The organism is Bacillus safensis (assembly GCF_039619585.1).
Lineage (GTDB): Bacteria > Bacillota > Bacilli > Bacillales > Bacillaceae > Bacillus > Bacillus safensis.
This window is the reverse complement of the sequence record NZ_CP154909.1, coordinates 2,526,955-2,551,590: the sequence shown is the minus strand read 5'-3', so window position 1 is coordinate 2,551,590 and position 24,636 is coordinate 2,526,955. Positions and strand designations below refer to the sequence as shown.

Annotated in this window: 27 protein-coding genes and 2 other annotated features; of the genes, 24 read left to right on the top strand and 3 right to left on the bottom strand. The window is 42.4% G+C overall.

All coding sequences use genetic code 11. The features are described from left to right. Positions 1–153: 153 nt before the first annotated feature. From ytaF to AAYR28_RS13045, 12 genes are all read left to right on the top strand, one after another. Positions 154–786 carry a sporulation membrane protein YtaF gene (gene ytaF / locus AAYR28_RS13100; protein ID WP_034279660.1) on the top strand — a complete coding sequence of 211 codons (633 nt, stop codon included), beginning with the start codon at positions 154–156 and terminating at the stop codon, positions 784–786. 13 nt (positions 787–799) lie between these two features. After that, on the top strand, positions 800–1,405 hold the full coding sequence (gene coaE, locus AAYR28_RS13095; protein WP_034279663.1) for a dephospho-CoA kinase: 606 nt from the start codon (positions 800–802) through the stop codon (positions 1,403–1,405). Between the two features lie 172 nt (positions 1,406–1,577). Next, positions 1,578–2,600, top strand: coding sequence for a glyceraldehyde-3-phosphate dehydrogenase (locus AAYR28_RS13090; RefSeq protein WP_046312033.1), 1,023 nt, complete (start codon positions 1,578–1,580; stop codon positions 2,598–2,600). Positions 2,601–2,835: 235 nt separating this feature from the next. Next, a complete protein-coding gene (speD, locus tag AAYR28_RS13085; RefSeq protein WP_003216492.1) occupies positions 2,836–3,216 on the top strand; it encodes an adenosylmethionine decarboxylase in 381 nt (126 codons plus the stop codon). A gap of 183 nt (positions 3,217–3,399) precedes the next feature. Next, positions 3,400–3,786, top strand: coding sequence for a hypothetical protein (locus AAYR28_RS13080; protein ID WP_024425708.1), 387 nt, complete (start codon positions 3,400–3,402; stop codon positions 3,784–3,786). Positions 3,787–3,790: 4 nt separating this feature from the next. Beyond that, the gene (nrdR, locus tag AAYR28_RS13075; protein WP_003216720.1) at positions 3,791–4,249 is read left to right on the top strand and encodes a transcriptional regulator NrdR; all 459 of its coding nucleotides are present in this window, start codon (positions 3,791–3,793) and stop codon (positions 4,247–4,249) included. Positions 4,250–4,350: 101 nt separating this feature from the next. After that, positions 4,351–5,775, top strand: coding sequence for a replication initiation and membrane attachment family protein (locus AAYR28_RS13070; protein ID WP_024426137.1), 1,425 nt, complete (start codon positions 4,351–4,353; stop codon positions 5,773–5,775). 16 nt (positions 5,776–5,791) lie between these two features. Continuing rightward, positions 5,792–6,721 (top strand): primosomal protein DnaI, encoded by a 930-nt coding sequence (gene dnaI, locus AAYR28_RS13065; RefSeq protein ID WP_024425710.1) that lies wholly within the window; start codon positions 5,792–5,794, stop codon positions 6,719–6,721. A 33-nt stretch (positions 6,722–6,754) separates the two neighbouring features. Then, entirely contained in the window at positions 6,755–7,393 is a 639-nt protein-coding gene (locus tag AAYR28_RS13060) for a TVP38/TMEM64 family protein (RefSeq protein ID WP_024426136.1), read from the top strand. A gap of 60 nt (positions 7,394–7,453) precedes the next feature. Continuing rightward, positions 7,454–8,323, top strand: a complete 870-nt coding sequence (gene ytxC / locus AAYR28_RS13055) for a putative sporulation protein YtxC (RefSeq protein ID WP_120208776.1) — start codon at positions 7,454–7,456, stop codon at positions 8,321–8,323. 43 nt (positions 8,324–8,366) lie between these two features. Further along, positions 8,367–8,614, top strand: a binding site (T-box leader). Between the two features lie 45 nt (positions 8,615–8,659). Continuing rightward, positions 8,660–10,600: a threonine--tRNA ligase gene (gene thrS, locus AAYR28_RS13050; RefSeq protein WP_120208775.1), complete on the top strand. Its 1,941-nt coding sequence runs from the start codon at positions 8,660–8,662 to the stop codon at positions 10,598–10,600. Between the two features lie 157 nt (positions 10,601–10,757). After that, a complete protein-coding gene (locus tag AAYR28_RS13045; RefSeq protein ID WP_120208772.1) occupies positions 10,758–11,678 on the top strand; it encodes a methyl-accepting chemotaxis protein in 921 nt (306 codons plus the stop codon). Between the two features lie 56 nt (positions 11,679–11,734). On the opposite strand, the gene AAYR28_RS13040 is transcribed toward AAYR28_RS13045, so the two are convergent. After that, positions 11,735–12,514: an HAD family hydrolase gene (locus AAYR28_RS13040; protein ID WP_120208770.1), complete on the bottom strand. Its 780-nt coding sequence runs from the start codon at positions 12,512–12,514 to the stop codon at positions 11,735–11,737. 176 nt (positions 12,515–12,690) lie between these two features. Here AAYR28_RS13040 and AAYR28_RS13035 point away from each other — a divergent pair, with 176 nt between their 5' ends. The 8 genes from AAYR28_RS13035 (at position 12,691) to AAYR28_RS13000 (ending at position 18,265) form a co-directional block, all read left to right on the top strand. Beyond that, positions 12,691–14,448, top strand: coding sequence for a sensor histidine kinase (locus tag AAYR28_RS13035; protein WP_120208767.1), 1,758 nt, complete (start codon positions 12,691–12,693; stop codon positions 14,446–14,448). Continuing rightward, positions 14,445–15,182, top strand: a complete 738-nt coding sequence (locus AAYR28_RS13030; RefSeq protein WP_120208765.1) for a LytR/AlgR family response regulator transcription factor — start codon at positions 14,445–14,447, stop codon at positions 15,180–15,182. The genes AAYR28_RS13035 and AAYR28_RS13030 overlap by 4 nt, the downstream gene beginning before the upstream one ends. Before the next feature lie 137 nt (positions 15,183–15,319). Next, positions 15,320–15,763 (top strand): antiholin-like murein hydrolase modulator LrgA, encoded by a 444-nt coding sequence (gene lrgA, locus AAYR28_RS13025; protein ID WP_024425718.1) that lies wholly within the window; start codon positions 15,320–15,322, stop codon positions 15,761–15,763. A 14-nt stretch (positions 15,764–15,777) separates the two neighbouring features. Further along, positions 15,778–16,473 carry an antiholin-like protein LrgB gene (gene lrgB, locus AAYR28_RS13020; RefSeq protein WP_024425719.1) on the top strand — a complete coding sequence of 232 codons (696 nt, stop codon included), beginning with the start codon at positions 15,778–15,780 and terminating at the stop codon, positions 16,471–16,473. Between the two features lie 128 nt (positions 16,474–16,601). Then, positions 16,602–16,733 (top strand) — a sequence feature (ribosomal protein L20 leader region). Between the two features lie 70 nt (positions 16,734–16,803). Next, a complete protein-coding gene (gene infC, locus AAYR28_RS13015; RefSeq protein ID WP_024425720.1) occupies positions 16,804–17,319 on the top strand; it encodes a translation initiation factor IF-3 in 516 nt (171 codons plus the stop codon). Positions 17,320–17,343: 24 nt separating this feature from the next. Next, a complete protein-coding gene (gene rpmI, locus AAYR28_RS13010; protein WP_003216324.1) occupies positions 17,344–17,544 on the top strand; it encodes a 50S ribosomal protein L35 in 201 nt (66 codons plus the stop codon). A gap of 31 nt (positions 17,545–17,575) precedes the next feature. Beyond that, a complete protein-coding gene (gene rplT / locus AAYR28_RS13005) occupies positions 17,576–17,935 on the top strand; it encodes a 50S ribosomal protein L20 (protein WP_007501659.1) in 360 nt (119 codons plus the stop codon). 63 nt (positions 17,936–17,998) lie between these two features. Next, positions 17,999–18,265 carry a DUF1294 domain-containing protein gene (locus tag AAYR28_RS13000; RefSeq protein WP_034279690.1) on the top strand — a complete coding sequence of 89 codons (267 nt, stop codon included), beginning with the start codon at positions 17,999–18,001 and terminating at the stop codon, positions 18,263–18,265. 17 nt (positions 18,266–18,282) lie between these two features. On the opposite strand, the gene AAYR28_RS12995 is transcribed toward AAYR28_RS13000, so the two are convergent. Beyond that, complete coding sequence (locus AAYR28_RS12995; RefSeq protein WP_024426127.1) at positions 18,283–18,687, bottom strand: hypothetical protein; 405 nt, start codon at positions 18,685–18,687, stop codon at positions 18,283–18,285. 179 nt (positions 18,688–18,866) lie between these two features. Between AAYR28_RS12995 and AAYR28_RS12990 the strand changes: the two genes are divergently transcribed. After that, positions 18,867–19,955 (top strand): M42 family metallopeptidase, encoded by a 1,089-nt coding sequence (locus AAYR28_RS12990; protein WP_024425723.1) that lies wholly within the window; start codon positions 18,867–18,869, stop codon positions 19,953–19,955. A gap of 345 nt (positions 19,956–20,300) precedes the next feature. Then, positions 20,301–22,097, top strand: a complete 1,797-nt coding sequence (gene cstA, locus AAYR28_RS12985; RefSeq protein ID WP_046312019.1) for a carbon starvation protein CstA — start codon at positions 20,301–20,303, stop codon at positions 22,095–22,097. Positions 22,098–22,139: 42 nt separating this feature from the next. On the opposite strand, the gene sspI is transcribed toward cstA, so the two are convergent. Next, positions 22,140–22,361 carry a small acid-soluble spore protein SspI gene (gene sspI, locus AAYR28_RS12980; RefSeq protein WP_024425725.1) on the bottom strand — a complete coding sequence of 74 codons (222 nt, stop codon included), beginning with the start codon at positions 22,359–22,361 and terminating at the stop codon, positions 22,140–22,142. A gap of 113 nt (positions 22,362–22,474) precedes the next feature. Between sspI and AAYR28_RS12975 the strand changes: the two genes are divergently transcribed. Together AAYR28_RS12975 and pheS are read left to right on the top strand one after the other, a co-directional pair. After that, on the top strand, positions 22,475–23,218 hold the full coding sequence (locus AAYR28_RS12975; RefSeq protein ID WP_120208762.1) for a TrmH family RNA methyltransferase: 744 nt from the start codon (positions 22,475–22,477) through the stop codon (positions 23,216–23,218). Between the two features lie 376 nt (positions 23,219–23,594). Next, entirely contained in the window at positions 23,595–24,629 is a 1,035-nt protein-coding gene (gene pheS / locus AAYR28_RS12970; RefSeq protein ID WP_065214549.1) for a phenylalanine--tRNA ligase subunit alpha, read from the top strand. Positions 24,630–24,636: the final 7 nt, after the last annotated feature.

The window sequence follows — 24,636 nt, the reverse complement described above, 5'->3', positions numbered from 1 at the left end:
CCTTTTTGCTGTGCATACGATAAAAAACATTCATTTTTCAGCAAGGTGTAGACTGACACACAGCCCACCTGCTCTTCATATAGTGAAGAAGAGTCTAAGGACGCCTAGAGACTCTTGATCATCGTTGCATGAACAGAAAGGAAGAGTTCAGGTATGATTTCGATTTCGCTCCTGTTTTTAGCTATTGCAGTCAGCATTGACAGCTTTTCTGTAGGATTTACGTATGGACTTCGTAAAATGAAGATTCCATTTAAAGCGATTGTCATTATTGCGTGCTGTTCAGGGATTGTGCTGCTCATTTCCATGCTGATTGGCAGCCTGCTGACGACATTCCTCCCTGTCTCAGTGACAGATAAACTTGGTGGAGGCATTTTAATCGCCATTGGACTTTGGGTCCTTTATCAATTTTACAAACCAGCGAAAGAGCGTGATTTGCTTCTTCATGAAAAGACATTGCTCAATGTGGAAGTGCAATCGCTTGGTCTTGTCATTCAAATTTTGCGAAAGCCGACAAGTGCAGATATTGACCGTTCTGGGACGATCAATGGAATAGAAGCGGTGCTTCTTGGGATTGCTTTATCCATTGATGCATTTGGCGCAGGGATTGGCGCTGCGATTCTAGGCTTTTCTCCAATTGTCATGAGTATCACTGTGGCCGTGATGAGCTCACTTTTTGTGTGTATCGGGCTCCGTTCCGGTCATTACTTGGCCAATTGGCGCTGGATCGATAAACTTGCATGCTTACCAGGGCTTCTGCTCATTTTAATTGGGGTGTGGAAGCTGTAAAGGAGGAAATCAATTGACGCTTGTCATTGGATTAACAGGCGGGATTGCTAGTGGAAAAAGCACCGTCTCGCAAATGATAAAAGAGCAGGGCATCCGGGTCGTGGACGCAGATGTCATTGCAAAAGAAGCAGTTGCCAAAGGAACACCAGCTCTTCAACAAATCGTTCAAACCTTTGGTGAGGATGTTCTCCTGCCGAATGGGGAGCTGAACCGGCAGCAGCTAGGAGCCGTCATTTTTTCTGATGAAGAGAAAAGAAAGCAGCTGAATGCGATTGTTCATCCTGAAGTGAGAAAAGAAATGCTCAAACAGAGAGATGAAGGGGTTAGTCAGAAGGAAACCTTCGTTGTCCTCGATATCCCGCTTTTATTTGAAAGTCAGCTTGAAAGTCTCGTCGACCGCATCATTGTGGTGTATACAACGCCCGAATTGCAGCTGTCGCGGCTCATGAATCGAAATGACCTCAGCGAGGAAGAAGCGCTGAATCGTATTCACTCTCAGCAGCCTCTTGAGGAGAAATGTAAAAAAGCAGACCGCGTGATAGAGAACACACAAGATCTCGCGTTTATTAGAAAGCAATTGCAGAACATATTAAATGAATGGGAACATACAGATAAGTAAGAGTACATACACGTACTCTTCTTTTTTTATGCTTTATTCTGATTTCCTTTGAAAAGAACAGCCCTTTTTAGAAAATATACGTTTATATACTGGCAATTACATTCTAATGTGATATACTAATTTCATAAATAAATTTATTGAGTATAACACATAATAGAGGAGTGACCTGTTCATGAAGGTAAAAGCAGCGATCAATGGGTTTGGCAGAATTGGACGCATGGTCTTCAGAAAAGCAATGCTTGATGATCAAATTCAAATTGTAGCGGTGAACGCAAGCTATCCTGCCGAAACGCTAGCACATTTAATTAAATATGACACAAATCATGGACGTTACGAATGTGATGTGACAGCAGAAGATGACGCCTTGATTGTGAATGGCAAAAGAGTTCTTTTGCTTAATAATAGAGACCCGAAGCAGCTTCCATGGGGAGAGCTTGGGATTGATATCGTCATTGAAGCAACAGGTAAATTTAATTCAAAAGAACAAGCGATGGGCCATATAGATGCCGGAGCGAAAAAAGTCGTTCTAACAGCTCCAGGTAAAAATGAAGACATTACGATTGTGATGGGTGTCAATGAGGATGATCTTGATCCTGAAAAGCACGTCATTATTTCAAACGCATCTTGTACAACAAACTGTTTAGCACCAGTTGTGAAACTGTTAGATGATGAATTTGGCATCGACAATGGTTTAATGACAACGGTTCATGCTTATACAAATGATCAAAAAAATATCGATAACCCGCATAAGGATCTGCGCCGGGCAAGAGCATGTGCTCAGTCCATTATTCCAACTACGACGGGTGCCGCTAAAGCGCTTTCTTTAGTGCTTCCGCACATGAAAGGGAAATTACACGGACTTGCACTCCGCGTACCAGTTTCCAATGTGTCGATGGTTGATCTTGTCGTTGACTTGAAAAAAGATGTCACAGCAGAAGAAGTCAATGCAGCCTTCTCGAATGCATCTAAAACATCTCTTGCCGGTATTTTAGATTACACAGATGAGCCGCTTGTCTCTACGGACTTTAACACAAATCCTTATTCAGCAGTCGTTGATGGACTGACAACGATGGTAATGGAAGGGAGAAAAGTGAAAGTTCTTGCATGGTATGACAATGAATGGGGTTATTCATGCCGAGTGGTTGACCTTGTAAAGTTTGTCGGCGCACAGATGAAAGAGCTGTCTGCTGTTTGAAATGAAGAAGACGATCGTCCCTTTTCAAGAAATGAGAGAAAATCCCACTAAAAACACAGCTTGCAAAATGGGTCTAAACAAAGTATACTATTTTTCGTGAACTTCTTGTTCGCAGACTCATTCGGGTATACTTAAAGGGTTAGGACCTCTTAGGACTAACTTTCCCCCGTGGTATATGTCCGGTCCGGCTGCTTAGAACTTCACTCTTTCATTCTTGTTTAAAGGGGGGTCCATGATGGAAACAATCGGACGTCACGTTATCTCCGAGCTATGGGGATGCGACTGTGATAAACTGAACGACATGGATTTTATTGAAAAAACGTTTGTAAATGCAGCTTTGAAATCAGGAGCTGAGGTAAGAGAGGTTGCTTTTCACAAATTTGCACCTCAAGGAGTAAGTGGAGTTGTCATTATTTCTGAATCTCATCTGACAATTCACAGCTTTCCTGAACATGGTTATGCGAGCATAGATGTTTATACTTGCGGTGACCTAGATCCGAATATTGCAGCAGATCATATCGGAGATGAATTAGGTGCTGAAACAAGAGAAAACATCGAAATTCCTCGAGGCATGGGACCTGTACAAGTAAAACAGGCACAAGCCAAAGCACTGTAAACATAAAAAAGATTGCAATGGGAGCTGGCCAAAAGCATTGAATGCCTTTGTGTTATGCTCCTTTTTATATTTTTTTGATAAAAAATCCAACATTCCCCAGCTTGTCTATACTTTTGTTCTAGGAAAACAAAGGTTTTTTTTATAAAATAAAGAAAGAGGCATTATGGCAAAGGGGATACGTGTATGACTTTAAGACAAAAGTTTAAGCGATTCATGTCAAACCATACAGAAACATCTGACGAGCATCCAGTGTCAGAACTGAAAAGCCATTACTACAAATCGACGAATGCACAAGTTTTTCAAGCGGTGGAAACCATTCTTTCCCGAAGCGATTCTTATCAAGTGACATCTGTTTCAGCAGAACGAGGTGAAATCAGCGCAAACATACGATTGCCGAAAAAAGCCTTTCTCGTGGCGACTGTCATTTCAATTCGTCCTTTTGAAACAGCTGTCGATTTTAATGTGACAACAGAAACGGCCCTGCCAACAGATTTCGGCTATAGTCAAAAGACCGTTCTGTCCCTTTATGATGAACTAGACAAACAACTTCCAAGAATAGATCGGAGCTGATGAAATGAAATGTCCCACATGTCAGCACCTTGGCACAAGGGTGCTTGATTCAAGACCAGTAGATGAAGGGAAATCCATCCGTCGTAGAAGAGAGTGCGAAAGCTGCCAATATCGCTTTACGACGTTTGAAAAATTAGAAGAATTACCGCTGATTGTGGTGAAAAAAGAAGGGATTCGAGAAGAATTCAGCCGGGAAAAAATGCTGAGAGGACTCATCAAAGCGTGTGAAAAGCGTCCTGTCGCTTTAAAGCAGCTGGAGGATGTCTGCTTTAATATCGAAAAAGAACTGCGCAATCAAGGCATGTCAGAGGTGAAAAGCGAGCTTGTAGGTGAAATGGTCATGGACGAGCTGGCGAAAATTGATGAAGTGTCTTACGTCAGGTTTGCCTCGGTTTATCGGCAGTTTAAAGACATCAATGTTTTTATTGATGAATTAAAAGATCTATTAAAGAAAGAACGCTAAAAAGAGCTGGAGATTCTTCATGCTCTTTTTCCTGCGTAAAGCGTAAAACGTAAAAAGAGTGTACAATGGAAACAATCGCAATTCATGGGGAGGATCAGCATATGACAGAGCATTGGAAGGAAGTGCTAGCCGTCGATCCGTATGTCGTCAAAAGCGCTTCATTGCTCGGTGACATCGATAGACAGCTCATCACTCTTTTATATCAGCCGCTTATTGGCATGTCCGCTTTCAGCTTATACATGACGCTGTGGGGTGAGCTGGAACAAAATCGTATGTGGGGGAAACCTGCACCTCATCGGCAGCTCATGGTCATGCTGCAGACGAATTTAAATGATATTTTTGAGGAACGTTTAAAGCTTGAAGCGATCGGCTTACTCCGCACATATGAACAGGAAACGGAAGAAGGCAGACTGTTTACATATGAGCTTGTACCGCCGCTAAGACCAGATGAGTTTTTCCAAGATGGTATGCTGAATGTCCTGCTGTACCATCGGGTTGAGAAAGCAAAATATATGCAGCTGCGTGATTATTTCTCCTATCCAGGTGTTCCTGCAGAAGCAAAGAACATTTCACGGTCGTTTGAAGAAGTCTTTCACGTATTGCAGCCAGGCGAGCGCAAGATGACAGAAGAAATTCATCAGGCGTCATCGCTTGATCAAGGCTATGAATATGTGACCGTTGGATCGAGTCAGCCGGCACCGCTCTCAGACGAATCCTTTGATTTCGATCTATTATTAGCAGGTATGTCTGACATGATGATTCCAAGAAAGGCTTTGACAAAGCAGGTAAAAGAAACAATTAAGAAGTTAGCTGTTGTATACGGCATCACCCCGCTTCAAATGCAAAATATTGTAGCAGGTGCATGCGGTTCGGATCAAATGATCTCAACAGAAGAGCTGAGAAAAGCAGCAAGAGACTGGTACCAAATTGAATACAGAGGCGAACAGCCAAAGCTGATTGATCAAAAACAGCCAAGACACTTGCGCCAAGATGCTTCAAAGACGCCGGCGGCTGATACTCCAGATGCAAAATTGATTGAAAAACTGGATCATATTTCGCCTAGAGAGCTGCTAAAAGACATGGCAGATGGTATTGAGCCAACGTATGCCGACTTAAGAATTGTCGAAGATATCATGCTCGAGCAGCAGCTAGAGCCAGGTGTCATGAATGTTCTCATCTACTATACATTACTCAAAACAGATATGAAGCTGTCAAAAACATATATGCAAAAAATCGCCGCTCATTGGGTGAGGAAGAAAATCAAAACCGTAGCAGCGGCCATGAAAATTGCCAAAGAAGAGAACAGACAAATGACAGAGTGGGCGCAGCAGAAAAAGCAGCGCAGCCCATATGGTACAGGAAAAGTTGTCCGGGAAGAGAAACTGCCTGACTGGATGAAAGAAACCGAAACAAAAGAACAGCCGGCAAAAGAGCAAACGGACAATCTGTCTACAGAAGACCTCGAACGAGAAAAAGAAAAACTGTTAGATCAGTTTAAAAATATGAAAAAGTACAATGCACATTAAGGTGAGGTGAGATGGGATGAAACCGATCGGTCGTTCATTTGAACAGCTAAAAGGACGAGTAGATTTTCGCGTGAGATACAATCAGATTAAAGAAAGTGTGTTATCTGATGAAGATGTGAAGGCTTTTTTACAGAAGCATCAAGAAGAGATACATGAAGACATGATCAATCGCAGCTTGAACCGGCTCTTTGAATATGTGCAGCAGTCGAAGGGCTGCTCTTACTGCTTAGATGACGAAAACGTTAATGCGATTTTAGATGGGTATCACCCGAAGCTTGTGATCAAAGGTCAGAGTATTGATATTGAATATTCTCCTTGCCCAGTCAAGCTGCGGCTCGATAGACAGAAGAAACAGCAAGAGCTGATGAAAAGCATGTATATTCCGCAAAATGTCCTTCAAGCGACGTTCGCTGATCTGAACGTTGTGGGGAGACAAGAGGTCATTCAAAAAGTAGGTCAATTCCTCCAAAGCTATGATGAGACTGGAAAAGGAAAAGGCTTGTATTTACACGGAAAGTTTGGAGTAGGAAAAACGTATATACTGGCAGCTATTGCGCAGCAGCTAGCGGAGAAAGAATACCCATCTCTCCTTGTTTACGTGCCTGAATTTGTAAGAGAGTTAAAAAATTCATTAGCCGATCATACGCTAGAAGAAAAGCTGAATATGGTCAAGTCCACTCCTATTTTAATGCTTGATGATATTGGGGCAGAATCGATGACAAGCTGGGTGCGGGATGAACTGCTCGGTACGATCTTACAATACCGTATGGCAGAGCAGCTGCCGACATTTTTCTCTTCTAATTTCTCACCAAACGAGCTGAAGCATCACTTTACGTACTCACAGCGGGGAGAAAAAGAAGAGGTCAAAGCCGCTCGTTTAATGGAACGGATTCTCTATTTAGCAGAGCCAGTGTTGCTCGAAGGAGAAAACCGCCGTCATTTATAAAAGCGTATGTCACCTGAAGGAGGAGCAAATGAAATGAACAAAAGAAAATGGCTGCTTTTTCTTGTGATTGGCATTCTTGCTGCTGCGCTGTGGTGGCTGAATAAACAGCATCTTCAGCTGGCGCCAAAAGATGTGAAGAATTGGGTGCTTCAATTTGGAATGCTGGCTCCCTTTGTTTTTCTTTTCTTATCTCTTTTCCGCCCGTTTGTTCTCGTCCCGATTACGGTCTTTTCTTTGGCGGCAGGTTTGGCATTCGGCAGTGTCCTTGGGACGATTTATGCCCTCATTGGAGCGACAGCCGGGGCAACAGGCTCTTTCATGATTGCTTCAACCTTTCGTGCAAAAAAGAAGGAAACGGAATCAAACAGCCGAAAGCTGAAAGCGGTGACGTCCCGCATTCAGGAGCATGGATTTCTTTATATTTTGTTATTGCGTATTGCACCGATTCACTTTGATTTTGTCAGCTATGCGGCAGCTGCTTCACGTGCAAATTATCGTGCATTTGTGACAGCCACCTTTTTAGGCTTAATACCGGGGACAATTGCGTTAAATGTTCTCGGCTCAAGCTTTGTCAGCGGAAATTATGCCGCCTTAGTGGTTGTTTGTTTGATTTATTTGATCTTTATCTCTGTTCCACTCATTTTAAAAAGAAAGATGCCTGATTTATTTTAGGCGTCTATTTTTTATGTTCCCCCCATATATATGTAACAGATGTCGTTAGGGGGGACAAACATGCTTGAAATAATCTTTGAAGATGAATATGATACCGCCGCTTTTTTACATCTTGCTGAACACTTAGACAGTCGGCATCACATGTCAATTCAACAAGGGAAAGACCGGCTTCTCATAGAGGCGAAGGAATCCGAAGAAGCACTTGAGCACATTGTGCGGCCATTACTGGTTCACTTTTTTTTGGAATGCAAAGAAAATGAGCGCATGCGCAGCATCCTTGAAAACACCTATTTGTTTAAAGATCCTGAAGAGCAGCACCAAATTCTTTCCATCGCACACAGTATCATGAACGGGGACTTAGATGATATTCCCGGCATTCAGCAAGACCCGTCAAGAGAAGCCCTTTTAAGAAAGGAGCTTGAAGCGATTTCTTTACAGCAAGGCGTTTTTTCAATTGGTTCATTTATGACATTTAGACTGTCAGAGTATGACCGAAGGCTGAAGAACTATGTTGAAGTGTCCATTGAAGAATACAAAATGGAGCAAGAGTATCAAAATTTCATTCAATCACTTCGAGACTATGTGATGGCAAGAGAGCCTAGGCTCGAAAAAGTACATGTTGTGCATCAGGACCGCCTGGTGATTTGGGAATTTCGCTACGCTTCTGAGCGTGATCAAAAACAATACATAGACAGACAGTTTGTAAGAGAGCATCCAATGTATATTGATTCGCAGCTGATTGCACCGCTTGTCTCCATTGCACCGCAAAAAATTGACCTATTTACAAATGATACAGGTCACTCGATGGTGCAAACCATTCAAAATATTTTTCAAGAAAGGGTCGAGGTGTTCCCGTCTCATTCATTCCAAGAGCAGAATGTTCAATTTGTACATGCTCATTTCAACAAGAAAAGTGAAAAGCTTTCTTGATTTTCACGAAAAAACGTTTTATAATACGGTGTAACTTCATACAGAGACCGTATTGATAAGGACATGAACAAATGAACACCCGCTTAAAGAGAGGGAAGCCGCGGCTGAAAGCTTCCTAGCAGAGGACCATTTGCTTTACCACCTTTGAACATCAGCTGTGAACTTTTTAGTAATGGCTGACGGGAATTCCCGTTATCGAACCGCAAGCCGTATTTGCTTATGAAAAAGCAAGCTGCAAATACGGGAAAAAGGGTGGAACCACGATTCCGTTTATTCAACCTCGTCCCTTTCCAGGGGGCGGGGTTTTTATATTGCCAAAAAAAGGAGTGACCAGAGATGTCAGAACAAATTCAACTTACATTTCCAGATGGAGCAGTCAAGGAGTTTGACAAAACAGCTACAACAGAAGACATCGCGGCATCAATTAGCCCGGGCCTAAAGAAAAAAGCACTTGCCGGTAAATTGAACGGTAAAGAAATAGATCTGCGTACGCCGCTATTAGAAAGTGGAACAATCGAGATCATCACAGATAAAAGTGAAGAAGCACTCGACATTATGCGCCACAGCACAGCTCATTTGCTAGCGCAGGCGATCAAACGTCTGTATGGAAAAGAGCATCACGTTCAGTTTGGCGTAGGTCCTGTCATCGAAAATGGCTTCTACTACGATGTGGACATCGATGTTGCAATCACACCTGAAGACTTACCAAAGATTGAAAAAGAAATGAAGAAAATCATTAACAGCAATCTGCCAATTGAGCGAATTGAAGTATCAAGAGAAGAAGCGAAAAAGCGCTTTGAAGCGATTGGTGATGAATTAAAGCTTGAACTGTTAGAGGCGATTCCAGAAGGTGAAGCTGTGACGATTTATGAGCAGGGGGAATTCTTTGACCTCTGCCGCGGGATTCATTTGCCGTCTACAGGAAAAATCAAAGAGTTTAAACTGTTAAGCCTTGCCGGTGCATACTGGAGAGGCGACAGTAACAACCAAATGCTTCAGCGTATTTACGGAACAGCTTTCTTCAGCAAAGAAGATTTAAATGAGCACTTACGTCTGCTGGAAGAAGCGAAAGAACGCGATCACCGTAAGCTTGGAAAAGAGCTGAAACTGTTTGCGAATTCTCAAAAGGTTGGTCAAGGACTTCCGCTTTGGCTGCCAAAAGGCGCTACAATCCGCCGCGTCATTGAGCGTTACATTGTCGATAAAGAAGTGCGTCTTGGCTATGAACATGTGTACACACCAGTTCTTGCAAGTGTTGAATTGTATAAAACATCAGGACACTGGGCGCATTATCAAGAAGACATGTTCCCAGTAATGGAAATGGACAACGAAGATCTTGTTCTTCGTCCGATGAACTGTCCGCACCATATGATGATTTACAAAAACGAGCCGCACAGCTATCGCGAATTGCCAATTCGTATTGCAGAGCTTGGTACAATGCACCGCTATGAAATGTCAGGTGCCTTATCCGGCCTTCAGCGTGTTCGCGGTATGACATTAAACGATGCACACATCTTTGTTCGTCCAGATCAAATCAAAGACGAGTTCATCCGTACAGTTCGTTTAATTGAAGAAGTGTATCAAGACTTTGGCTTGAATGACTACACATTCCGCTTATCTTATCGTGATCCAGAAGATACTGAGAAGTATTTCGATGACGATGCGATGTGGAATAAAGCACAATCGATGCTGAAGGATGCAATGGACGAGCTTGGTCACGACTACTATGAAGCAGAAGGCGAAGCGGCATTTTATGGGCCGAAGCTTGATGTACAAGTGAAGACAGCTCTTGGAAAAGAAGAGACATTATCCACTGTACAGCTTGATTTCTTACTTCCAGAACGCTTTGATCTCACATATATCGGAGAAGATGGAAAGCACCATCGTCCAGTCGTGATTCATAGAGGCGTTGTTTCTACAATGGAACGTTTCGTTGCCTTCTTAATTGAAGAATACAAAGGAGCCCTTCCAACATGGCTGGCACCTGTACAATTCCAAGTCATCCCAGTTTCACCGTCTGTTCATTTAGACTATGCGAAAAAAGTACAAGAACGTTTGCAGCTTAAAGGTCTTCGTGTAGAGCTTGACAGCCGCGATGAAAAAATTGGGTACAAAATTAGAGAAGCGCAAATGCAAAAGATTCCGTACATGCTTGTCGTCGGAGATCAAGAAGCAGAAAATGGCGCTGTCAATGTAAGAAAGTACGGGGAACAAGATTCAGAAACAATGGATCTTGAAGCCTTTGTGAAACATGCAGTAGCAGAAGCAAAGAAATAATAAGCACAGCCAGTGATTCTCTTTAGGTCACTGGCTTTTTTCTTTTTGGAAAACACCTCCACTAGTGATCCAATTCCTAAAAAGAGACGTTTAGATAGTACAAAAGTAAGGGTAAGTATGTACTATTGGTTCGAGACAAATTGGGGGAATGAAAGCGATGATGCAAACAACAAACAATTTATCGTCACATGTATTGGAGCAATCAGCTGTTCTTCGTGCATTAGAGCACTCGCTGGCAATGATTGAATTTAATGTGACAGGTGAAGTTCTATGGGTGAACAATATTTTTGCAAAAGCCATGGGATATTCTAAAGAAGAGATGATCGGTCTTCAACATAGACAGTTCTGTCCTCCGCATATTACAGAACACACGAGCTATCACATGTTTTGGAAGCGTTTGAGAGAAGGTCAAGTTTTTCAAGAAAAAGTGCAGCGGATCACGAAAAACGGCAGCAGCTTATGGCTTGAAGCGACATATTCACCTGTTCGAGATGAAGAAGGAACTGTAGTAGGTGTTGTGAAAGTGGCGACAGATATTACGGAGAGAGAACATACAATGAAGCAAGTCGTAGAAGACTTAAAGGAGATGTCTGCAAAATTAATGGAACGAGCAGAAGTTGGCATTCAGCATAGTCAAAGTGTCAATGCCTCCTTTGATCATATAGCAAACGAAACCGATCAAAATATGAGCTTGCTAAAAGGATTAACCGAGCGGGTAGAGTCCATCAGCTCCATTGCTGCAAGCATTAACAGCATTTCTTCACAAACCCAGCTGCTCGCCTTAAATGCGGCAATAGAAGCGGCACATGCGGGTTCCTATGGAAATGGCTTTAGTGTAGTGGCAGCAGAAATTCGAAAGCTAGCGACAAATTCAAAAGAAGCGATCGTCAAGGTAGATCAATACGTGAAGGCGATTCATGCAGAAGTAGAGAAAGTCAGCAGCGGAACAAGCCGGGCAAAGACAACCGTGTTTACTAACCGGGATCTTGTAAAGCAGGCAAGTGAGGAATTCATCATTGTAGGAGAAGCAGCACGCGGCTTAGACCGGCAAGCGCAAAGTCTAGCGGCAATCATATAGCTCTAAGACTACAAAAACACCCAATCTCGTCGTCAGGAGAAGGGTGTTTTTTTGTTCTATTTTAATATATCAAACAATTCATGTAAGTCTTTGATTTCATAATCAGGCGTCACATCTGTTTCGTTTTTCTTGCCATGGCGATTGATCCAAACGGTTTGGATGCCAGCGCGAGATGCGCCGAGAATATCTGTTTTCGGATTATCTCCAACCATGATCACTTCGTCTTTTGTTAAGTTTAACAGCTGAAGGCAGTGCTCAAAGATACCCGGATCAGGTTTGCCTTTCCCGTAGTCTCCTGAAATCACAATTTCGTTAAAATAAGGGGCAAGCTCAGGAACACCTGCCAGTTTTTCCTTTTGAAGGCTAGGATCTCCGTTTGTTAAAAGGAGCAATTCGTAGCTGCCTTTCAGGCGGTTTAAAACAGGGTATGTTTCTTCATAGACATATGGGCGTTTTCTGCGCTCTGCTGCAAAGAAATCAGCCAAATATTGTCCAAATGCCTCATCGTCAATTCCCGCTGCCCTTAAGCCATTGGTCCAAGCGTTTTTGCGATACTCAGGTGCAAGGGCGTTCAGCTTTTGAAAGCCTTCGCTAATCGGTTCACTAAAATTCGACCACAGTCCTTCGAAAGGATTAATGCCGATCATGACAGTATAATCATATGTTTCATAGGAAGAGTACAGCTTTCTTGCTTCTTCACGTACAAGCTGTTCAAACGATTCTGGATCAAGTCCATATTTCTTTTCCGCTTCCCGGCAAGTTTCCTGAAAAGTTGCGTGAATGCTTTTTTCATCCCAAAGCAAAGTATCATCTAAATCGAAAAATACGGCTTTCATGATCTTCTCCCTTGTTATGTATGTGTTACCTTCAATTGCAAGTGACAGGCTCATGTTCATTTTACAATAGAAGAAGAGGGCAATAAAGAAAAGATTTGAGAGATATTTGATCATTGACCGCACATGATAGAATAGAAAGACAGTAGATATGACATACATCATTTGAGGTGGCCAGTTTGCTTCATTTAATTATCATGATGATCGAGCGTGTGGGGATCATCGTTATTTTAGGATTTGTGCTTGCCCATGTGAAGGGTTTTCGCAATCTATTGCTACATAATCAAGGGGTTCGGAAAAAGGCAATTCTTGTCTTCATTTTTGCTTCTTTTAGTATTATCAGCAATTACACAGGAATTGAAATTCAGCAGCAAATTGTCATGAATCATGAGTTTTCTTATCACCTTGGCTCGTCAAGCTCTATCGCCAATACGAGAATTATGGGGATCGAAATGGGTGGTTTAATCGGGGGGCCGTTTGTAGGGATTGGCGCAGGGCTTTTAGCTGGAATTCATCGCTATTCCTTAGGAGGAAGCACCGCGCTCAGCTGTGCGATTTCTTCCATTTTAGCGGGTGTCATTGCAGGCTATGTCGGCAGCAGGTTTAAGCGGAGGAATCGAATGGTGACACCTCGCCAAGCAGCTCTTTTTGGGGTGGCGATGGAATCATTACAGATGATCATTATCCTTCTGTTTGCAAAGCCATTTGCGGATGCATGGGGGCTTGTCAGTATCATCGCCCTGCCGATGATCTTTGTGAATGGAATCGGCAGCTTTATCTTTTTATCTATTTTACAGTCAGTCATTCGGCAAGAAGAGCAGGCAAAAGCGATGCAGACACATCGTGTATTTTCGATCGCCGATCAAACACTGCCTTTTTTCCGCCAAGGGTTAAATGAACAGTCATGTAAAAGTGTGGCGGAGATCATTCATCGGTTGACTGAAACAGATGCAGTCTCCTTAACAGACACAGAAAAGATTTTAGCGCATGTCGGAGATGGAACAGATCATCATATTCCATCTAAAAGCCTGATTACAGGGCTGTCGAAACAGGTCTTGATGAGCGGCAAGATTATGAAGGCACATTCGAAGGGCGAAATCAATTGTTCAGTCGCCCATTGCCCTCTTGAAGCGGCCATCGTGCTGCCGCTCACTTCTAACGGTCAAACGATTGGAACGTTAAAAATGTATTTCAATTCTCCGGTCGGATTAAGCAGGGTGGAAGAGGAGCTTGCAGAAGGTTTGGCGATGCTGTTTTCCACACAGCTTGAGCTGGGGGAGGCGGAAACTCAAAGCCGCCTCTTAAAAGATGCAGAGATCAAAGCACTTCAAGCACAAGTGAACCCGCACTTTTTATTTAACGCTATTAATACCATCTCTGTTTTATGCAGAACCAATGTGGAGATGGCAAGGAAGCTGCTGCTTCAGCTAAGTATTTATTTTCGTTCAAATATGCAAGGCGCCCGCCAGCTGCTGATTCCAATGCAGAAAGAGATTCAGCATGTGGAGGCATATTTATCACTCGAACAAGCAAGGTTTCCAAATAGGTACCATGTGACCTTTCAAATCGAAAAGGAGCTGGAGCAGGTGATGATTCCGCCCTTTGTGCTTCAGGTGCTTGTTGAAAACGCAGTGAGACATGCTTTTCCTAAACATCAAAAGAATTGTGAAGTCATCGTATCTGCTTTGATGAAAGATGGGCATGTTTATATGAAAGTGACAGATAATGGACAAGGGATCGATGATGACAAGATGGCTCAGCTATTAAAAGCGCCTGTCGAATCACTAGAAGGAACAGGGACAGCCCTTTTTAATTTAGATCAGCGGTTAAGAGGGATTTTTGGCAGACAAGCCGCTTTATCCATTCATAGTGACAAAGGCACTGACATCTCATTTCGCATTCCGATGGACTATGTAAAAAAGGATGATTCTCGTTGATGAAAGTATTAATCGTAGATGATGAAGTGTTAGCAAGAGATGAATTAAAATACTTATTACGAAGAACGAAAGAGGATGTTCAAATACAGGAAGCAGAAAATATAGAATCTGCTTTTGACCGGATGGTCGATCATAAACCGGATCTGCTCTTTTTAGACATTGATTTATCTGGTGAGAACGGATTTGATATTGCGAAAAGGCTCAACCGGATGTCTGATCCGCCAGCGGTTGTATTTGCGACAGCCTTTGATCAATATGCGCTGAAGGCGTTTGAGGTAAGTGCCCTTGATTACTTAACAAAACCATTTGATGAAGAGCGGCTGCTCCAGACCATTCAAAAGTTTAAAAAGTGGAAATCTGTTGAGACGCAAGAGCACCAGCTGTCAGATGAGAAAGCGCCCCACCAGCAAAAATTAGCGATCTCAGTCGATGACTCAATTGTGATCCTGCGAGTTGAAGAGATCATGTATGTAGGACTCAGCGAGGGGAAAAAGGTCGTGAAAACAAAGGATCACATGTATGAGGTCTCAGAACCGCTGGTGGTCATTGAAAAGAAACTTCCTGAGGCTTACTTTATGAGGGTCCATCGCAGCTATATCGTGAATACCTCTCATATGAAAGAAGTACAGCCTTGGTTTAATTCGACGTATAATCTGCATATGACAGACGGGTCGATCATTCCTGTCAGCCGCACATATGCCAAAGAATTAAAGAAGTCACTCCTGCTAGAGTAGGAGGGCTTTTTTTGTTTGTATTTCAATACTCGTATTTTGCATTTCAGTCATTGAATCCAGCGAGTTTTATTGTAAACGCTTCATTCGTTTATTTCATGCCTTATACTGAGGGCAGTCGAAGAAAGAGGTGAAGCGGCATGAGTGCCACGAAAGTATATGGATTTCTATCTCAAGCATTTATTTTTGCAACCGTAATGTTTGTTTCTAATCTCATTTCAATGTATTTACCGATTCCGATGCCCGCATCTGTCATTGGTTTGGTTCTATTATTTGTTTTGTTAACAACGAAAATCGTTAAACTGGAGCAGGTGGAGCAATTAGGAACATCATTGACAGGACTCATTAGCTTTCTATTTGTTCCCTCTGGAATCTCAGTCATTCAATCACTAGGTGTCATGCAAGAAGTAGGTGTGCAAGTAGTCGGCGTCATTATCATTGCAACCATTATGCTACTTGCAGCGACAGGGCTGTTTTCGCAGCTTCTCATGCAATTATCAGAAAGACCGCAGAAACGTAAAGAGACAAAGGAGAGTAAATCTGCTCCTTCTCATTCAAATAAACCAGCTTCAAGTACGCATTAAAGGAGAGATGCAAAATGGGTACAAGTACAATGAGTCCTTATTTTGGCATTGTCGTCTCATTAGTCGCCTTTGGGATAGGGACATTCTTATTTAAAAAATCAAAAGGTTTCTTCTTGTTCACCCCGCTGTTTGTGGCGATGGTACTAGGCATTTTATTTTTGAAAGTTGGCGGTTTTTCCTACGCAGATTATAATGAGGGCGGCAAGATTATCAAATTTTTCTTAGAGCCTGCCACGATTGCTTTCGCTATCCCGCTTTATAAGCAGAGAGCCTTGCTTAAAAAATATTGGTGGCAAATTTTATCCGCTATTTTTGTAGGTTCACTTTGTTCCATTACGATCGTATATCTCGTAGCGAAAGGGATTCATTTAGATGCGGCTGTGATGAAAAGCATGCTTCCACAAGCAGCGACAACAGCGATTGCTCTTCCGATTGCAAAGGATATTGGCGGAATCGCAGATATCACAGCCTTTGCGGTCATATTTAACGCAGTCATTGTCTATGCACTAGGTGCCTTCTTCTTAAAATTATTTCGCATTAAAAACCCAGTGGCAAAAGGTCTTGCACTTGGTACATCAGGACATGCACTTGGGGTTTCTGTTGGAATTGAGATGGGAGAAGTAGAAGCAGCGATGGCAAGTATCGCCGTTGTGGTCGTAGGAGTTGTGACCGTTATCGTCATCCCAATCTTTATGCAGTTGATTCTTTGATGGTGTCATTGTGTGAAAAAGTCTTGCCCAATTCGTCTCATCATGTTAAACTGAAAAAGTTGTTTCAAGAGTTCGGTTACTTGACGGACGAATGAAAATTGTGTAGAATAATTAACGAATTGAATAGATATCACAAGCAGAAGCACCCGCTTCTCACCTGATTGACACATGTTTGTAGTTGACAGGTTGACCGTACATTTATTTTTTCATGCAAATGTTCGCAGTGTGGGTGTTTTATATGCCCACACTTTTTGTTTGCCTGTAAAACATACAACGAAATGGTCAAATGAATTGTGAACTCAATTCAAAATCTCATGGAGGTGGCTCACTATTAGCAAAGATCAATTAGTTAATGAAGGTATTCGTGCGCGTGAAGTTCGTTTGATCGGACAAAATGGCGATCAGCTTGGGATTAAAACCCGCCAGGAAGCTCTGGAAATTGCTGCTAAAGCTAATCTTGACCTTGTGTTAGTTGCTGCAAATGCAAAACCACCTGTTTGCCGAATCATGGACTATGGTAAGTTCCGATTCGAACAGCAGAAGAAGGAAAAAGAGGCACGTAAGAATCAAAAAATCATTAGCTTAAAAGAAGTTCGGTTGAGCCCGACAATCGATGAACATGATTTTAACACGAAGCTCCGTAATGCAATCAAATTCCTTGAAAAGGGAGATAAAGTGAAAGCTTCTATCCGCTTTAAAGGCCGTGCGATTACGCATAAAGAAATCGGACAGCGCGTGTTAGACCGTTTCTCTGAAGCCTGCGCTGAAGTAGCAACAGTAGAAACAAAACCTAAGATGGACGGACGCAGCATGTTCCTCATGCTTGCACCAAAAGTCGAAAAGTAAAGTAACAGAGGGAGGAAACATCCAATGCCAAAAATGAAAACTCACCGCGGATCTGCTAAACGTTTCAAAAAAACAGGTTCTGGTAAACTTAAACGTTCTCATGCGTACACAAGTCACTTGTTCGCTAACAAATCTACAAAGCAAAAACGTAAATTGCGTAAGAGTGCAATCGTAAGTGCTGGAGATTTCAAACGTATCAAACAACAACTTGCAAACATTAAGTAATTTGGAATAGGAATCATAGGAGGGAATTACAATGCCAAGAGTAAAAGGCGGAACTGTGTCGCGTCAGCGTCGTAAAAAGGTTCTTAAATTAGCAAAAGGTTATTTCGGTTCAAAACATAGATTATACAAAGTAGCAAACCAACAGGTGATGAAATCTGGAAACTACGCTTTCCGTGACCGTCGTCAGAAAAAACGTGACTTCCGTAAACTATGGATCACTCGTATCAACGCTGCAGCTCGTATGAACGGTCTTTCTTACAGCCGTTTAATGCATGGCTTAAAGCTTTCTGGTATCGAAGTAAACCGCAAAATGCTTGCTGACCTTGCTGTGAATGACCTAAATGCATTCAATCAGCTTGCTGATGCTGCAAAAGCACAACTAGACAAGTAAGTTCTATAAAAGATCATTCCTTCGAGGGGTGATCTTTTTTTCTCATCATGTGAGGTGAAATGAATGAATATGGCTTTGATCCTGCTGCTTATTTTGGTGAATGGCTATGGCTTTTTTCTCATGGGTGAAGACAAACGCCGGGCCAAAGCACATAAATGGAGAATTTCAGAGGCGCATTTATGGAGTGCTGCGGTTCTTTTTGGCGCTGCCGGGTCGTATCTAGGAATGCAGTATTTCCGGCATAAAACAAAGCATCCTGCCTTTCAAATCGGCATGCCTTTATTAATTATTTTGCAGTTGATCCTATTGGGATATATCCAAGTTATTTGAAAAAGGAGCAGACGCCATTAGGACGGCGTGTCTGCTCCTTTTTTTTGTTTGATTTTTTTTATGGGCTGATCCCAATCAATTTTTGTTTGAGGATAACGCTCGATAATGTTTTCCTCCAGTTTTTCAAAGTCTTCTAATGTAAATTCACTCAGCTTCTCAGGTGACTCCGTCCAAACGTAAATGGAGTGGACAAACAGAGGATGATCCTTAGAAGGAACATGCTTCTCCCCTTCAAACAAGACACCTTTATAGACGAAATTAAAATTTTTGCGCGCATTTTGCTGTTCATCCATAAAATAAAAGCCTTCTTTTAATTGTGCTTGTTTCAGCTTTCTTCTCGGATTTGAGAAGAATTTTACCGCCATGTAGAAGATGTAGACAAGCAGTGCAACAAGAGCTAGTCTCATGAGGATTACAAACATGACAGGATGCACCTCCAATACCGTTATCTGATGTACTACGAATGAAAACGCCAAAAGGTTTCAACTTTTTTTAAAAAAATATTTCGTAAAACGAAAAAATATTCATAAAAAGATCGTATTGAACGAAAGAGGTTTTGTATAATAAGAATGCACCATGAAGATAAAGGAGGATAAATGGAATGACAAAGCTCGATCAAACATTAACTATGCTCAAAGACCTAACGGATGCAAAAGGGATTCCAGGAAATGAACGTGATGTCAAAAAAGTCATGCAGACATACATAGAATCATATGCAGATGAAGTCTCTACAGACCGCCTTGGCAGCTTGATCGCTAAAAAGGAAGGAAACGCTAACGGACCTAAAATTATGCTCGCTGGTCACCTAGATGAAGTAGGATTCATGGTGACAAAAATTGATGACAAAGGCTACATTCGTTTTCAAACAGTCGGCGGCTGGTGGTCACAAGTCATGCTCGCCCAGCGTGTCACCATTGTGACGAAAAAGGGAGAGATCACAGGGGTAATTGGTTCAAAGCCACCACACGTCTTGTCACCTGAAGCTCGTAAAAAGTCAATTGAGATTACGGATATGTTTATTGATATTGGGGCGTCAAGCAAAGAACAGGCAATGGAGTGGGGCGTGCTGCCTGGAGATCAAATCGTTCCTTACTTTGAGTTTACAGTCATGAATGATGAAAAAATGCTCCTTGCAAAAGCATGGGACAACCGCATTGGCTGTGCAGTCGCCATTGATGTCATGAAAAATTTGCACAATGCTCAGCATGAGAATATTGCTTACAGCGTCGCAACTGTCCAAGAGGAAGTAGGCCTGCGCGGAGCTAAAACAGCAGCGGCTACGATTCAGCCTGATATTGGATTTGCCATTGATGTAGGTGTAGCAGGAGATACACCGGGCATCACTGAGAAAGAAGCAACTAGCAAACTTGGCAAAGGCCCAACGATTGTTGTATTTGATGCTTCAATGGTCTCTCATAAAGGACTTCGTGATTTTGTTGTCCAAACAGCTGATGAACTGAACATTCCTTATCAATATGACTCAATGCCTGGCGGCGGGACAGATGCTGGCGGTATTCATTTAACAGGCCATGGTGTTCCATCACTATCTATCGGAATTCCTAGCAGATATATTCATACCCATGCCGCAATGATTCACCGAGATGATTATGAAAATGCAGTGAAGCTTTTAACAGAAGTGATCAAAAGACTTGATCAAAAAACCGTTGAACAGATTACGTACGGTTCTTAAGTAAGAAAGCCTTTCCTCAGTACAGGGGAAAGGCTTTTTTATTGAATTTCCCAGGAAATGAACGGTGTGTTTGAAGTGAGTCGAAAGAACTATTTTTGGTAAAAGAAGAGAATGTTTCCTAGTGAATAAGGCACGTGTGATCGAGCGTTTATTTTTGTAAGATGAAAGCAATAAAAAGGACAGAGCCATAGAATGCCCTGTCAAAAGAGAGTTTATGGAAGTAGGTGAAGCTACCTTAAGAATAAACATATTATTCTTATTTGTCAACTTGGTTTTAAAAGAAAGAAAGATCAATCAATTTATGTTATATTTGTAACAAATTGTTTATGCAAAGGGGATGGTTAAATGAATGCGGTTACAATTGTAATAGGATCTATGTGTATTTTAGCGATTGCCTATCGTCTTTATGGCACATTTATGATGGTCAAGGTATTAAAGGTCACAGATGATCATCCTACACCGGCTCACACGCTAGAGGACGGGAAAGATTATGTGCCGACAAATAAATGGGTCACATTTGGGCATCACTTTGCTGCCATTGCAGCTGCTGGTCCGTTAGTGGGTCCGATTTTAGCCGCTCAATTTGGGTATTTACCTGGTCTCCTTTGGCTTTTAATTGGAGCAGTCATAGGCGGAGCTGTACATGATCTAGTCGTCTTATTTGCATCGATGCGAAAAAAGGGGAAATCATTATCAGAGGTAGCGAAGGAAGAGCTGGGACCTGTTGCCGGGTTTTGTACAGGGCTTGCGATGCTGTTTATTATTACAATCACAATGGCAGGTTTGTCTATGGTTGTGCTTCATGCTTTAGAACGTAACCCTTGGGGGACATTTGCAGTTGGAATCACGATTCCGATTGCGATGGGGGTTGGTCTGTATTATAAAAAAACAGGCAATTTAAAGCTGGCGACATCTGCGGGATTTATTTTGCTGATGTTTGGGGTATTCCTTGGTCCAAATATTCAAGGAACGGCACTAGGTGATTTTTTAACACTTGATACAAAAACGCTTGCTCTTGCCCTGCCGATCTATGCCTTTTTTGCTGCGGCTCTGCCAGTTTGGCTGCTGCTTGCACCGAGGGACTATTTAAGTAGTTTTATGAAAATTGGTGTATTCATTGCGCTGATTGCTGGTATCTTTGTCGTGAATCCGTCCATTCAATTCCCCGCGTTTACAGAGTTTGTGAATGGAGGAGGACCTGTATTAGCTGGTCCTGTCTGGCCATTTATTTCGATTACCATTGCTTGCGGTGCCATTTCTGGTTTCCACGCATTTGTTGGTTCAGGGACAACACCTAAGATGCTGGACCGATGGAGTGATATGAAGCCTGTTGCGTTTGGCGCAATGCTTGTGGAATGCTTAGTTGGGATTATGGCTTTAATTGCAGCTACTGCTCTGCATCCAGGAGATTATTTTGCGATAAACAGTACACCCGAAGTGTTCCGTACACTCGGTATGAGTGTCGAAAACCTTCCGCAGCTGAGTAAGGAAATCGGCCTTGACTTAGAAGGAAGAACGGGTGGTGCCGTAACATTAGCGGTAGGGATGGCGTATATCTTTACGGGGATTCCGTTCTTTAGTCATTTGGCTTCTTACTTCTTCCAGTTCGTCATTATGTTTGAGGCTGTCTTTATTTTAACTGCTATTGATGCGGGGACACGTGTGGCACGCTATTTGATTCAAGACTTCTTAGGTGAAGCATATAAACCGCTTAAACGAACTGACTGGATACCTGGTTCGGTGTTTGCAAGTGCGCTTGCTTGTTTTATGTGGGGATACTTACTTTACTCAGGGGACATCGGGTCTATTTGGGCGCTGTTTGGGGTTTCAAATCAGTTAATGGCCTCGGTTGGGTTGATCATCGGGGCAACCGTTGTATTAAAAATTGCAGATAAAAGACGATATATGCTGACTTGTTTAATTCCGCTTGCTTACTTATATGTGACGGTGAATTATGCAGGCTATTGGATGGTAGCAAATGTATATCTCAATCCTGAAGCATCCGGTTACAGCGTGCTGAATGCGGTGCTGTCGATCATCATGCTGATCTTAGGTTTTGTGATTATTGTGTTTGCGATAAAAAAATGGGTCGAAATCTGGCGTGATCCAGCGCTTCGAATGGAAACGCCTATCACTGGCTAAATGAAAAAGGCCGGCTTGCTTTTATAAGCAAACCGGCTTTTTTTATTGCTGCTGTTGAGGCTTTAAGCCTTGCTCTAATGTTTCAAGGATCTCATTTTTCTCGTTTTCTGATGCTTCTTGCCAAAGCACCTCGAACAACACGCCAAGGCCTGGCAGCATTTTTTCCTCGCCGCTTTGAATCGCATCTAAAATCGTATGTTCAAGCTGTTCTTGATTATGGCCAGTAATGTTTTGAATGACTGCGCCTCTTAAATTAAAATCCATTGCCCACACTCCTTTTTTGATGGTAATAGCCCTATTCTGTCTCAAAGACAGGTTTATTATGTAGTGTGCATGAGATATAATAAATTCATGATAATTAAAGGAGTTAACGTCGCTTGAAATATATAGAATCAGCTAAAAACACAAACATTAAACAGTGGAAGAAGCTCCATACGAAAAAAGAACGAACGAAAACGGGGCTATTTCTCGTTGAGGGAATACATTTAGTCGAAGAAGCATTAAAGAGCGGGTTCGTGAAGGAATTAATGGTCACCTCGCCCGATATGCTTCCTTCTCATATCCAGCCTGACATTGAGCTTTATGAACTGAGCGAAGAGGCCTTTTCTGCCATGACAGAAACAGAAACGCCTCAGCACATTGCCGCAGTCTGTACAGTTCCTGTTTTTGAAGAAAAGAAGGTTGAACGAATTCTTCTATTAGACGCAGTGCAGGACCCGGGGAATTTAGGCACACTCATTCGAACAGCAGATGCCGCTGGTCTTGATGCTGTGATCTTAGGAGAAGGAACAGTTGATGCGTTTAACGGAAAAACGCTCCGTTCGGCACAAGGGTCTCATTTTCACCTGCCTATCTTAAAGCAAACCCTTCAACAGGCGATCACCGAACTGAAAGAACGAGGCATACCTGTATACGGGAGTGCCTTAAAAGATGCGAAAGAGTATAGAAGCGTAACGGCAGAAGGTCCGTTTGCATTAATTGTTGGAAATGAGGGAGCAGGTATTGATCCAGCGATTCTGCAAATGACAGATCAAAATTTATATGTGCCAATGTATGGGCAGGCAGAATCATTAAATGTCGCTGTTGCAGCAGCTGTTCTTGTCTATCATTTGCGCGGATAGTGTTGCATCAAGTGCTCATTTTCACTATAATGAAACTAATATTTTAAAAACCATGATAGAGGAAGATTGTTTCAAGAAGCGGCCTTTTAGGGAGAATGCATCGTAGACTGAAAGTGCATTTAAGGAATGCTGAAACAGGAATTCACCTCTGGAGTTGTCACCGGGACCGCAGGCTTTGCGTAAAGGTGAACCGGATTCGTTTGATTCCGTTATGTCAATGAAGCTTATTCGCACATGCATTTGTGCTTAACAAGGGTGGTACCGCGACCACAACTCGTCCCTTCTTTTATGGAGGAACGAGTTTTTTTATTGTCTTCAAACGATCAAACAGCCGTTTATCCGAGGGGTTTTGTATATCAAAAGGAGGATTACACTCATGCAAGAAACGTTAAAACAGCTTGAAACAGAGGCGATAGCGAAGGTTGAAGCAGCTAGCTCGCTCAAAGAGGTCAATGACATTCGTGTTCAATACTTAGGGAAAAAAGGACCGATTACAGAAGTACTTCGCGGAATGGGCAAGCTCTCCGCAGAAGAAAGACCGAAAATGGGTGCACTCGCAAACGAAGTAAGAGAGCAGATTGCTAGTGCCATTGCTGAAAAAAATGAACAGCTGGAAAAAGAAGAAGTGAAGAAAAAACTTGCGTCTCAAACGATCGATGTTACTTTACCGGCAAGTCCGATCAAAATGGGAGCAAGACATCCATTAACGATAGTTGTCGAAGATATTGAAGATTTATTTATTGGCATGGGCTATACCGTTGAGGAAGGTCCTGAGGTAGAAACGGATTATTATAACTTTGAAGCGCTGAATCTTCCAAAGGAGCATCCGGCACGTGATATGCAGGACAGCTTCTATATTACTGAAGATACACTGTTGAGAACACAAACATCACCAGTACAAGCACGTACACTTGAGAAATATAAAGGACAAGGTCCTGTGAAGATCATCTGTCCTGGGAAAGTATATAGACGTGACAGTGATGACGCGACTCATTCACATCAATTTATGCAAATTGAAGGGCTTGTCGTCGATCACAATATTAGCATGAGTGATTTAAAAGGAACACTGGAGACAGTCGCAAGAAAAATGTTTGGTGAAGATCGTGAAATTAGACTGCGTCCAAGCTTTTTCCCATTCACAGAACCATCTGTCGAAGTCGATGTGTCTTGCTTTAAATGCGGCGGGAAGGGCTGCTCTGTATGTAAAGGAACAGGCTGGATTGAGATTTTAGGTGCAGGAATGGTTCATCCGAATGTCCTGAAAATGAGCGGGTTTGATCCAGAGACTTACCAAGGCTTTGCTTTTGGAATGGGTGTGGAACGGATCGCGATGCTGAAATACGGCATTGATGATATTCGCCATTTCTACACAAACGACATTAGATTCACAAAGCAATTCAAGCAGGACTAAGAGGAGG